This is a genomic window from Aliivibrio logei, assembly GCF_001691055.1.
Taxonomy (GTDB): domain Bacteria; phylum Pseudomonadota; class Gammaproteobacteria; order Enterobacterales; family Vibrionaceae; genus Aliivibrio; species Aliivibrio salmonicida.
This window is the reverse complement of the sequence record NZ_MAJU01000008.1, coordinates 451,712-465,036: the sequence shown is the minus strand read 5'-3', so window position 1 is coordinate 465,036 and position 13,325 is coordinate 451,712. Positions and strand designations below refer to the sequence as shown.

Sequence of the window (13,325 nt, the reverse complement as noted above, 5' to 3'; positions counted from 1 at the left end):
TTTGCGATTGTATTTTAAAAGTAGTTATGTATCAAGGTGTTCTGATTTTAATCGCATCGATTATTTACTAACCAGTTGGCGTTTTTTTTGAAAATATTGCTTGCGGATTTTTACTGAAGTAGATACTATCTCTCTCGTTCTCAAGGCGAAGTTAATTACTTCCCGGTTAACGATTTGCCCGCTTAGCTCAGTTGGTTAGAGTACTTGCATGACATGCAAGGTGTCACTGGTTCGAGTCCAGTAGCGGGCACCACATTATACGAAAGAGCCCACCTAGTGTGGGCTTTTTTGTGCCTGTAATTCCTTGTTTTATCAATCATTTAGCCTTTTCAGTGTCCGTAGACGTCCATTAGTGTCTTGTAAAATCCACGGTTTATTGTAACACTCTATGTAACACGAAGTTGAAACGTGATTTGGAGTGTTACAATGGCGAATAAAACTCAACCTCTTACTGCGACACAAGTTCAACAAGCAAAGCCTAAGTTGAAGGAATATAATTTAAGTGATGGCTATGGCCTTGCTCTTCGAATAAAGCCAATCGGTAGTAAATTTTGGATATTTAATTACCAGCGACCAATCACTAAAAAGCGAGCTAATCTTACCCTAGGTAAATTCCCTGATTTATCTCTTGCTAAAGCAAGAACCAAAGCAATTGAAGCAAGAGAGCTTCTGGCTGATGGTATTGATCCAAAAGAGCATCGAGATAATACACTTCGTGAAAAACAACTAGAGTTATCGAATACCTTACAAGCGGTATTTGATGATTGGCTTGAAGTAAAGAAAACAAGCATTAAAGAACAAACAGCCAAGAAATTAAAACAACGAATAGAGAAGTACCTTTTACCTGATCTTGGTAAATTCCTGCTTGGTGATATTACTGCACCACAAGCTATTAAAACCATTAAGCCAATTGCAAATCAAGGTAAGCTAGAAACGGTAGGGCGATTGTGTCGTAGTTTAAATGAGATCATGACCTTTGCTGTGAATACTGGTGTTATAGAACACAATAGACTTGCTGGTATTGGGAAAGCGTTTGAAACAGCCAAAGTTACTAACCAGGCATCGCTAGATCCTAAAGATCTACCGGAGCTGTTAAAAACGATTAATTACGCCTCTATTAAGCCTATCACGCGCTGTTTGTTAGAATGGCAACTTCATACAATGACAAGACCTACCGAGACTGCTGGTGCTCGCTGGGATGAAATAGACAAAGAAAAAATGCTTTGGGTTATCCCTGCTGAACGAATGAAAAAGGGAAGGGTACATACCGTCCCATTAACAAAGCAAACCTTAGATTTATTAGAAACGATTGATTTTATTACAGGTGAGAGTGAATACCTTTTCCCTGCTGATAAAAGTAATTGGATACATGTTCAATCACAATCAATAGATCAACGGATAATGCGGAGCTAGAACTCATGGCATTAGTAGAAGGATTAGAATACGCCGCTGATGGCGATATCATTTATTCGGATAGTGAGTTCTGTGTAAAGGGCTACAACGAATGGCTTGATGGTTGGAAAGCGAAAGGGTGGCGCAAAGCTGATAAGAAGCCTGTAGCTTATCGTGAGCTATGGCAACAAGTAGATACATTGCGTAAAGATAAGTATGTAGAAGTAGTTAAAGTGAGAGCTCACAGTGGGATAGAAGGAAATGAAAAAGCTGACTCTTTAGCATCAATGGCAGCTCGTAAATAAAGGTATTAATAAGATGGCAAGAGACCAATTAGGTCTCTTGCCATCTTATTATTTTTTGATCTGTTCATGATTTGATACTTAAACTGTGACATGCAGTTAGAAGAGGTTACTTTAGTTATTCTACCTATTCATTCAGTTAAAACGAACTTGCATTTTAGATTAACATTCGCAAGTGATTTAAAATAAATGAAGAATAACGAATGAAAGCCTGGGATGAAAAATTAGAAAAGTTTGTTGAGCCAGTTGATGATACTAAATCAAAATTTGTGAATGCCTACTTTCCGTGGAATGAAGAATTAGCAAAAGCCACTAAAGTCGATGTACCGCATTATGAGCCAGTAAAAGAGAAACAAGCTAAAGCCGCAGTGTTTGAGTATTCAATTGAAATAGCATGTGCTCAGGATGAATTAAACACCTATCAAGTTGGTGTATTCTCTTTAGGGAAAACCAAAGAAGAAGGCAATATATCCACATGGAATAAAACTCAAAATGAGAAAGGCTTTACGTTATTTACTGCTAGTGTGGATGTTGATGAACCAAAGGTACTCAGTCGAGAGTTCTTTATCTCAAGTGGCAGTGCCATGGTATTTGATGACGTAAAGCCTGTTAAGCAAGGCGTTGCTCATGCTACCGAATCATTCGTTCCTATCAAACCATCGATTCAAGTGTATGAGCGTTTGTCATGGCCTAAAGTGGGGTTCTTTTATCATTTTATCGATGATGAGTTGATTAACGAGTATCAGCTTGCTGGTGGTGATAAGTGGTCATTTAAGGTTACTCAGTCCAAAGGTAAAGTGTTATCTAATGAATTGCTATCAGAGCATGAATACGGTTTTATTTTGCTACCTTGGAAAATTAACAATACCGTTGTCGCTCGTCAGCATTTGCTTTATACCAAAGAAAAAATAACCCAAGAGCAATTGAGTGAAATTAATGCAGCATGGCTTGATGATAACGCAAGATGCTTAAATCCAGATGAGATAGTTAATGCTCGTTCAGAGAAAGCGTTAGAGCGAGAAAAAAAAGAAAATGGACGAGTAACTTATATCGTTCAATCGGGAGATGAGCTTGGGCTTATCGCTCGTAAGCAAGGTGTAGAATATGACTCTCTTCTTACTTTAAATCCTCAAATTATTAATCCTGATTTAATACAGGTGGGTGATGAGATTCTCATAAAAGAAGAGAATCAAAATCATGATGAGGTAACGTCTCATATTTGTAAAATTAACCCAAAGACAGGACAGTGTGAAACGTGGGAAAATATTGCTGTTCAGCATGGAATGACAGCAAAAGAATTGTTTGATTTAAACTCAAATAACCCCGAGCACAAAAATGGCGCATTGGCATTAGGGGATGAATTACTGCTTAATCAACAGCAAACAGTAGGTGTCGACGAATCTTATCGAAATGCGCAGAGTCCAGCGGATTTAACTGAAGATAAACTAACGTTTCCTTTTTGCAATGTATGGAGTGTGATCGAGAAAAATCATACAGAGCTTGCTTATGTGCCAGTTCAAGAAGAGAAGGCAATTAAGAATAATACGGCTATTGTGAATGTGAAATCGGTATTGCTTCAATCAAAATTATTAGCACAATCTGAGATACTAGAATCTATTGCTCAAGGAAAGAAAGAGGTCATTAAAAAAGGCGCTAAAGGGGATGAGGTTAAACTTATTCAAGAAGCGTTGCTGAAAATGAAGTTTGATTTAGGTAGTGCAGGGGCTGATGGTGATTTTGGCTCAGGAACAGAAAGCGCGATAAAAACATTTCAAAGTACGTATACACCAACGAATGAGGTTCATCCAGATTACAAAGTTGGCAGTGCTGATGGAGTGGTGGGGAAGAATACTCTGTTGGCGTTAGATGAAACTGTTGTTGGTATATGGGTTTATGAGACGCAATGTGAATTACAAATAGATCATCATTTCATCCAAAAATTAGAGGGTGTAGAGACCAAAGGCTACGTTCCTTTTCCGGATAAAAGCCAAAGCGGAGTTACTATAGGTACAGGTTTTGATTTGGGTGCTAGAACATTATCGGATTTAAAGAAAATGGGGTTAAGTAAATCATTAATTGATAAATTTACACCATATTTATCTTTGAAAAAGTATGATGCTGTGAATAAATTAGAAGAAATACCACTGACAATTACTAATGAGGAACTTAATACATTGAGTTTACTTGTTAAACAGTCAGAAACAGATAAATTAGTGACGTTATATAATAAGTCGAGTAGTAAAGTTAAATTTGAGTGCTTACCAAGTCAGGCTCAAACTGTAATAGCATCAGTGGCTTATCAGTATGGTAACTTATCGACAGAGACTCCAAAGTTTTGGAAACAGGCAATACAACAAAATTGGACTGGAATGCATAAGAATTTACTTAATTTTTATGATGATTACTCAACTAGACGAAAGACAGAAGCAACCTTATTAAAAGGATTATTATGAAAACAATCATTAGTATATTAGCTATTATTTTTAGTTCGTTATCATTCGCATACCCAATGGATGATATATATAAAACATTAGATATTACGTCGTTTAGTAGTTCATTAATGCCTAAACGTGTGGGAAATGAAAAACATTTTTCAGAACTAAATTTACCTAAGCCAGTCATTACAGACTCATCAATTTTGATTGAGAGTGAGAGATGGCATTACCAATTAAACATTGTTGAAAAAGATGAACAAAACTTACATGTTTGTTTTATTGATAAAGCATTGAAAGGTTCTTATAACGCACAATCATCAATGATTTTACGTAAGTATGGTAATGAGTATGTAGCGATATCTATGAAAAGTAACGCATGCGATAATTTTGCTCTCTAATGATGATAGAGCCTAACTATCAGAAACCGCTCACTTGAGCGGTTTTTTATATTTAATAGATTGGAGTTGCATTAATGACTCATGTGTTAATCCAAAAAACAATCGCCGAATGTCATGTTGTGAGATTACTCGCTATTGGAGATCACAATCAGTGATTGCGTTATTTAAATAAGATCTATTAGAGTTGAACTGTATGGTTTCAGGTTAATTCTAACTTTCTACCACTGAAGACATAAAGCCCATATCGAAAGGTGTGTGCTTTATGTCTTTTAGCTTTAAAAATCCCACTAAAGTTATTAGATCGTAGATTACTTTAAAACGAGAGTAACACTTGATTATACAATGTGCTACAAACGCTCATTTATCTGATTCTAATGATGAATATCGTTGTCCTTTCCTCAATTTTCTCATATCCTTCCAGAGCTATTGCCATAAAGAGCCTTACTATAAAATAATAGGCTAAATTTTAACTTTAAAAGAAGTAACAGTTTGCATAAATTTAGCAGAAGATTAGCTTGATGATTATATAGAATATTAAGCATGAAGAGCTGCGGTGAGTGGATTGAACAGTAAGTGTATAGGTGAGTAAATGCTTCCAAGTTATCAAGATTTAATGAAGCCAGTGTTAGAGACCGCGAAGAATGAAGAAGTAAAGCTTAGCAATGTCACTGACTTGCTAGCAGAGCAATTCAATCTTTCAGAAGAAGAAAGAACAGAACTTCTTCCTAGTGGACGACAAGCTGCATTTACTAACCGAGTTGGATGGGCCAAAACCTACCTAACTAAAGCAGGATTGTTGGATTCAACAAGGCGTGGTCATTTCGTGATCACAGATTTGGGGAAAGAGGCACTAAATAGTGGTGAAGAGATCAATAACCATTATTTAAAACGTTTTGATGACTTCAATGTATTCACTAAGCAAAAAAATGGTGACGTAGATAAAGCTGAAGCTATAGAAATCGTTAATAACGATGCGACACCCGATGAAGTGCTAAGAGCTGCGTACAAACAAATTAACGATGCCTTAGCCTCAGATATTTTGTCACGTACTCGTAAAGTGTCCCCAGCCTTCTTTGAGCAACTACTTATCGACCTGCTACTAGCTATGGGCTATGGCGGAAGTGATGAGGGTATGGCTCATACCCTTGGTAAAAGTGGTGATAACGGCGTAGATGGTGTGATTAATCAAGATCCACTTGGTGTTGATCAAGTCTACATTCAGGCAAAGCGTTATACTGATGGCAATAACGTTGGTGCAGGTGAGATCCGAGATTTCTTTGGTGCACTTAATCTGAAGAAAGCGCAGAAAGGCATCTTCATCACTACATCGGAATTTACCTCATCAGCGACTCAAACAGCGAAAGACTTAGGTATGCGTATTGTGCTTATCAATGGTAAAGAGTTAGCAAAATTGATGCTACGCTATAATATTGGTAGCCGAGATGAGCAGGTATTAAGCCTGAAGAAAATTGACGAAGAATTTTTTGAGAATTAAGAAATAGGTATTACATGAGTGAAGAACAAAAAAAGAAACTTGAACAAAAACTTTGGAATATAGCCAACGAGCTGCGCGGTAAAATGGATGCTGACGAGTTCCGCGACTATTGTCTAGGTTTTATCTTCTTTAAATACCTTTCAGAACAACTACACGTATTTGCAAATACAATACTTGCCGAAGACGGTATAGATTTCATCACTATAGATGAATCTAGTGAAGACGGGCAAGAGATGCTCAAAGTCATCAGAGAAGAATCAATCGAAGAGCTGGGTTACTTTCTTAAACCCTCAGAGTTATTCAGCAGTATTACCAAACGAGGTGCTCACAAAATAGATGATCCTGATGCGCAAGATGATGTGGTCGTAGATAATTTTATTCTCGATGATCTGCAAAAAGTGTTAGACAATATAGAACGCTCAACAATGGGCGCTGAAAGTGAAGATGATTTCGATCACTTGTTTGAAGATCTTGATCTAACATCAACTAAGCTTGGACGAACTAGTGAGGCCAAAAATAAATTAATAACTAAGATCTTAGTGCATTTAGATAGTATAGATTTTGCTATCAGTGATAGTGAAAGCGATGTGTTAGGGGATGCTTATGAATATCTCATTGGTCAATTTGCCGCAGGAGCAGGTAAAAAAGCTGGTGAGTTTTATACGCCACAGGCTGTATCTACTATTTTGGCTAAGCTGGTTACTAACGGTAAAAGTCGTTTGAAATCAGTATACGATCCGACCTGTGGTTCTGGTTCCTTACTATTGCGAGTACAAAAAGAAGTTGAGCATGTGGGGGATTTTTACGGTCAAGAAATGAATCGAACAACATTTAACCTTGCCCGTATGAATATGATCTTGCATGGCGTACATTATCGTAATTTTGATTTAAAACAGGAAGATACGCTAGAGTATCCGCAACATGTAGATAAAAAATTTGAAGCAATTGTCGCAAACCCTCCGTTTTCGGCTAAATGGAGCGCCAACAAAATATTTGAAAGTGATGATCGCTTTGCCCAATACGGTAAGTTGGCTCCGAGCTCTAAAGCGGACTTTGCCTTTGTTCAGCATATGCTTTATCAGTTAGATGATAACGGTACTATGGCTGTTGTGCTCCCTCATGGAGTTCTGTTTCGCGGTGCAGCCGAAGGACATATTCGACGTTATATCATCGAAGAAGGTAATTGGTTAGATGCGGTGATTGGTTTACCTGCTAATATTTTCTATGGAACCAGTATTCCTACCTGTATTTTAGTTCTGAAAAAATGTCGCGAAAATCCAGACAATATTATTTTTATTGATGCTTCAAATAAAGATAATGTTGGCAAAGCTAAAAATCAAAATTACTTACGCCAACAGGATATAGAAAAAATTGTAAGTACTTACCGTGAACGCAAAGAAGATGAAAAATACAGCTATATTGCTTCATTGAGTGAGGTTATTGAAAATGGATATAATCTCAATATTCCCCGTTATGTGGACACTTTTGAGGAAAAGGCTGTAGTGGACTTAGCTGCAATTACTGCGGAGTTAAAACTTTTGGATAAAGACATGAAGGGTATCGATGAAACTATTCGCAGATTTTGCGAAGAATTGGAGGTTGAATCGCCGGTATGTTGATTAATAAAAAGAAAATTGCCCCAAAGTTAAGATTTCCTGGTTTTCAAGAAGAATGGGAAGAAAAGTCACTTGGGCAATTCATGAGTTTTAAAAATGGAATAAATGCCGATAAAGAACAATATGGTCATGGGCGTAAGTTTATCAATGTATTAGATATCATTGCGGATAGACCTATATATCACGATGATATCATTGGCTCTGTCTCGGTTTTTGATAAGGAATTTGAAAAAAATGAAGTAGTATTCGGCGATGTACTTTTCCAGCGCAGCTCCGAGACAAGAGAAGATGCCGGACAATCAAATATATACCTAGATAAGGATAAATCAGCTACATTTGGTGGTTTCGTAATTCGGGGACGGCCTACAGCTGAGTTCAATCCAATATATTTGGATTTATTGCTTAAAACTAGTTCCTCTCGAAAAGAAATTACAACTAAAAGTGGTGGTAGTACTCGATTTAATGTAGGTCAGGGGTCTCTGAGCTCTGTGAAAATCACGATAACAACAAATCTGGAAGAGCAACAAAAGATTGCTGATTTTCTGAGCGTATTGGGTGAGAGAATAAGTAATCTTCATCGAAAGCATGAACTATTAGAAGTCTATAAACGCGGCTTAATGCAAAACCTTTTCTCTCAAGATATTCGTTTTAAGCAAGATGATGACTCTGATTTTCCTGCTTGGAACGAAGAACCTTTAAATAAACTTGCTGAACGTAGAACAGTAAAGAATAAAGATAATTTAATTGCTCGTGTGTTAACTAATTCAGCGGTGCAAGGAGTTGTTAATCAGCAAGATTATTTTGATAAAAATATTGCGAATGCTAATAATTTGGAAGGTTATTACGTTTTAGAGAAAGGCGACTATGTATATAATCCAAGAATATCAGCACATGCACCTGTAGGACCTATTAATAAAAATAAAATTGGTAGGGGAGTAATGTCACCGTTGTACTCCATATTTCATTTTAAGAGCGATAACAACGAGTTTTATGAACAGTATTTTAAAACTACTCTTTGGCATCGTTATATGTGTAGTGTAGCTAACTATGGTGCTCGATATGATCGTATGAATATATCCACAGCAGATTTTATGAATATGACTCTACCATGTCCACATGTTGATGAGCAGGATAAGATCGTCAGTTGTTTAACAGCTTTTGATAAAAAAATAGAAGCCATTTCCCTACAGGTGTCTAAGCTGGAATCTTTTAAAGAAGGCTTACTACAAAAGATGTTTGCGTAAAATACTATGATTAGAACAAAAGAATTTCTAACACAAAATAAAGAAAGCTTTCAACGTTATGCAAGCTTTAAAGATTATGATGTATTGTTCGAGGCTATTGAAAAAAAAACATCTAGCGATCATTGTATTGAGGCTTGTAAGTCGCTAATTGAAGGTATCTCCAAAACAGTATTGGCACAAGTGGATGTGCGCACGCAAGAAACTAGAGATAGATTTAATAAACTCGAGATAAAAAACCTCGAAACCTCGTTAGAGAAAATGCGCAACGACAATGAAGACTTCCACGTACTTTACCAACAGGCTGTTGTTGTTCTTGCTGCATTTCATCATTCTTGTGAAAAGGGGTTATTACAGGCTATAGGCAATAAGTTTTGTACCTATATTGCAAAAATAAGAGATAAAAAAGGTGATATCGCCCATGGTAGGGAAGCTCCAAAAATAATAAAAAGCCCAATGAATTTGGCTTTCATGATCGAAAGTGTAACTGATATCATTGCATTTCACATGCTTGAAACTTTATCACTTATTGATTTTCAGCAAGTTGATAGACCTAGCCAAGAAACTCTAATTACTGAGTCCTTTAGACAAAAACAATCTTTTGAACTTGAAGTTATTTTAGATGAAGAGCGTGTTATTCGAGAGTTTAATGAATCACTAGACGAACAATATCCCTTAAAGGGTAAACTTCGCTATAGTCGTGCGCTATTTGAGCAGTATTTAGAAGACTATGAAATCCAGCTGCAAGAATTTATCGATAATAAAGAACAGGAATTAATGGAATGAACACGCCAAACACTCAAAGCGAAACGCAGTTGGAAGAAAGCTTAATTCAACGATTGACTGGTTTAGGGTACACGCGTGTTGCCGTTAATAGTGCGGATGAGTTACGTGCCAACTTAAAACAGCAGTTGGAAATTCACAATAAAATTGAACTAAGTCAAGGTGAATTTAATAAGATTCTTAACCATCTGGATAAAGGTAATGTATTTCAGCGAGCTAAAACCCTGCGAGAGCGTTACCAGTTAACTCTAGATAACGGTTCTAGTTGTTATATCCAGTTCATGAACTGCGTACATTGGTGTCAAAATCAATATCAGGTGACACACCAGATTACGCAAGTAGGTAAGTACGAAAATCGCTACGATGTAACTCTGTTAATCAACGGCTTGCCTTTAGTTCAAATAGAATTAAAAAAGCGTGGCATTGAATTAAAAGAAGCCTTTAATCAAATTAATCGCTACCAACGTCATAGCTTTTGGTCGGAGAGCGGTTTATTTAATTATGTGCAATTATTCGTTATTTCTAATGGCGTAAATACTAAGTACTATGCCAATAACCGTAAACAAGATTTTAAGCAAACCTTTTACTGGGCGGATGAAGGAAATAGTCTGATCACTCAGCTGGATGATTTTACAGATGTATTTTTAGAAAAATGTCATGTATCTAAAATGATCAGTAAATACATCGTTCTACATGAATCTGACAAGATCTTGATGGTACTGCGTCCCTATCAATACTATGCAGTAGAAGCTATTGTTGAGCGAGTCATGGCTGGCCGTAAGCATGGTTACATTTGGCATTCTACAGGTAGTGGAAAAACGTTAACTAGCTTTAAAGCTGCGCAAATTCTTACCGAATTACCAAAAGTACATAAAGTAGTTTTTGTGGTCGATCGTGCTGACTTGGACTATCAAACCACTCGCGAATTTAATTACTTTAGCGAAGGTAGTGTGGATGGAACTAATAATACTGCCTCACTAGTAAAACAAATGGCCGGTGATAACTCTTTGATTGTTACCACTATTCAAAAACTCAACACAGCAATTACGAAAACTAAACACGAAGCCACTATGGATGCCTTACGCGATAAGCGTATAGTGTTTATTTTTGATGAGTGCCACCGTTCTCAGTTTGGCGACGCACACAAAAATATCGTCAATTTTTTTACGAATGCTCAAATGTTTGGTTTTACTGGTACGCCGATCTTTGATAAAAACGCTACTGCTAATCAACATGGTAAACGTACTACCGCCATGTTATTTGGCGGAGATAAAGTACTACATAAATATCTTATCACTAATGCTATTGCGGATGAGAATGTATTAAAATTCTCTGTAGAATATTGGGGTAAGCTTAAACGTAAAGATGGCAGCTTGATTGATGAACAAGTGCATAACATCAACAAGAAAGAGTTTTTCGAAAGTGACGATCGAATTAATGGCGTAGTGGACTGGGTTATTGCTAACCATAATCGAAAAACCCACAATAAGCAGTTTTCGGCCATGATGTGTGTGAGCAATAAAGATATGCTCATAAAATATTACGAAGCCTTTAAAGCCAAAAAGGAAGCCGGAGAACACGACTTGCGCGTGGTTACCATTTTCACTTATGCCGCTAATGAAGAAGATGAAGACGCTAATGGTTTAATCGGTGAGCCAGACTTTGAGATTAAAACAGACGATCCCAAAAGTCAGCACAGCCGTGAGAAGCTGGAAACCTTTGTTAACGATTACAATGCGCTGTATCGCACTCAGCACTCAGTAAAAGACGGTAAAGCGTTTTATACGTACTACAAAGATATTGCTAAGCGTATGAAAGAGAGGGACAAAGAAAACTTTCAGGATACAGAGCGTGCCGATATTTTATTAGTAGTGAATATGTTCCTCACGGGATTTGACGCTAAAAAGCTTAATACAATATACGTGGATAAAAATCTCAAATTCCATGGCTTGATTCAAGCGTACTCGCGTACCAACCGTATATTAGGTGAACTGAAATCACAAGGTAACATTGTTTGTTTTCGCAACCTTAAAGAAAATACCGATGAAGCAATTAAGTTATTTTGTGATACCGACGCGAACGAAGATATTTTAATGGAGCCTTACGAGTTTTATGTAGAGCAGTTTAATCAAAGATTAGAACAAGTATTAGCATTGACTGAAACTCCAAATGCGGTCAATGATTTACAAAGTGAAGATGCACAGTTGGCGTTCGTGAAAGCCTTTCGTCAATTAATACGGACACTTAATAAATTAAAACCTTTTACTGACTTCACTTGGTTTGATTTAAATTTAGATGAACAGACCTTTGAAGACTTTAAGAGTAAATATTTAGATATTTATGACCGTTCCCATGACAAAGAGCCAGGATCTTCGATTTTAGAAGAGGTGGATTTTGAACTAGAGCTTATCCATAGGGATGAAGTTAATGTCGCCTACATCTTAAATATACTTGGTCAGATTCAAAAAGGTCAAAAAAATAAAGGAGCAAATGGCGATACTCAAAAAACCATTAGTGATGTGCTCGATATGTTAGGAAAAGAAGTGCAATTGCGTAGTAAGCGTGAGTTAATTGAAAAATTCATGTACGACTACATGCCTAATATTACACCAGAGCAAGACTTACAAGAAATATTTATAGGCTACTGGCACAAAGAGAAACGTAAAGCTATTCATGCATTCAGTGAAAGGGAAGGGTTAAACAAAGACTCTGTTTATAGAATGATGGATGAATACAATTTTACCGGTAAAGATCCACTTCGTGAGCAAGTATTTTCTGCATTAGCTTACAAACCTAAATTACTTGAACGAAAAACTATCTACGGTCGAATTATAAAAGACTTTAAGGATATTATTCATCAGTATGAAGATGACACTGGAAGCTTAGGTGTAGGTGAAGATCCTGCTAAATACGAAGGCGCTAGTCTTGAGAGTATTACCCACCGCATTGGGGACGCCACTATATTCTTTAGTAATGAAATTAAACATTCTAGGCAAGCAGTAGAATTAGCGCGATTTAATATTAAGTTGGATAAACCTTATAAACAAGGACTTGCCAGTTTGAGTGCCTATGGTTCAGGAAGTGATTTATTAGGTCGAGGCGTTATCAATGAAGATATATTAACCGATTATTTACAGTTGACCGGAGAGTTTCAAAATAGATTATGCGAGTATGATTTAGATTTCTTTAATACGAACGATAATCAAGAAGGCACGCTGCTGTGGTCGCTTAGTGAAGCGCGAGAAGGCAGTACAGTACTCGAGTTTATTTTGAATGTTAGAGATTATAGCTTGGCCATTGGTGGACCTGTCATGGCGTTTTTAATTGCTTATCCGAAAGCTGCTGATGGATTGGAAAGATTAAAATCCGATATTAATAAGCGGTTTGGTAAATCTGATGATAAGCCTGAACCTATGATTATTACTGAAAATTTAGCTGAGGAATTGAAAAAGATCTCTAAGAATAGCTAGTCTTCTTTACTCTTGTAACAGAAAGGCTGCATAAGCGGCCCTTCTGTATAACCTTGAAAGTCGACTTGGCATAACTCATTAATTTTCAATGATATAGGTTAATTGTTCAACCCCCTCACTCTTATAATGTTTAAGTTCAATGAAATATCAGGCATCTTGAGCTGAAAACTCATAGGGTCAGTGTGTGGTAACT

Annotated in this window: 8 protein-coding genes, 1 tRNA gene and 1 pseudogene; all 10 read left to right on the top strand. The window is 36.9% G+C overall.

The window, feature by feature from the left end; genetic code table 11:
• The first annotated feature begins 176 nt into the window (after positions 1–176).
• A tRNA-Val gene (locus tag A6E04_RS06305) sits at positions 177–253 on the top strand.
• Between the two features lie 173 nt (positions 254–426).
• Positions 427–1,407: pseudogene (locus tag A6E04_RS06300) on the top strand (integrase arm-type DNA-binding domain-containing protein); the annotation flags it as partial.
• Positions 1,362–1,697 carry an RNase H family protein gene (locus A6E04_RS06295; RefSeq protein WP_065610550.1) on the top strand — a complete coding sequence of 112 codons (336 nt, stop codon included), beginning with the start codon at positions 1,362–1,364 and terminating at the stop codon, positions 1,695–1,697. The pseudogene A6E04_RS06300 and the gene A6E04_RS06295, both read left to right, overlap by 46 nt.
• Positions 1,698–1,897: 200 nt before the next feature.
• Complete coding sequence (locus tag A6E04_RS06290; protein ID WP_065610548.1) at positions 1,898–4,147, top strand: pesticin C-terminus-like muramidase; 2,250 nt, start codon at positions 1,898–1,900, stop codon at positions 4,145–4,147.
• Positions 4,144–4,527, top strand: a complete 384-nt coding sequence (locus tag A6E04_RS06285; RefSeq protein WP_105063114.1) for a hypothetical protein — start codon at positions 4,144–4,146, stop codon at positions 4,525–4,527. Before A6E04_RS06290 ends, A6E04_RS06285 begins: the two co-directional genes overlap by 4 nt.
• A gap of 589 nt (positions 4,528–5,116) precedes the next feature.
• Positions 5,117–6,022, top strand: a complete 906-nt coding sequence (locus tag A6E04_RS06280) for a restriction endonuclease (protein ID WP_065610547.1) — start codon at positions 5,117–5,119, stop codon at positions 6,020–6,022.
• A gap of 14 nt (positions 6,023–6,036) precedes the next feature.
• Positions 6,037–7,641, top strand: coding sequence for a type I restriction-modification system subunit M (locus A6E04_RS06275; RefSeq protein ID WP_065610545.1), 1,605 nt, complete (start codon positions 6,037–6,039; stop codon positions 7,639–7,641).
• Positions 7,635–8,882, top strand: coding sequence for a restriction endonuclease subunit S (locus A6E04_RS06270; RefSeq protein ID WP_065610543.1), 1,248 nt, complete (start codon positions 7,635–7,637; stop codon positions 8,880–8,882). The genes A6E04_RS06275 and A6E04_RS06270 overlap by 7 nt, the downstream gene beginning before the upstream one ends.
• 6 nt (positions 8,883–8,888) lie before the next feature.
• Entirely contained in the window at positions 8,889–9,665 is a 777-nt protein-coding gene (locus tag A6E04_RS06265) for a hypothetical protein (protein WP_065610541.1), read from the top strand.
• Entirely contained in the window at positions 9,662–13,132 is a 3,471-nt protein-coding gene (locus tag A6E04_RS06260; protein ID WP_083198925.1) for a type I restriction endonuclease subunit R, read from the top strand. The genes A6E04_RS06265 and A6E04_RS06260 overlap by 4 nt, the downstream gene beginning before the upstream one ends.
• The last annotated feature ends 193 nt before the right edge of the window (positions 13,133–13,325 follow it).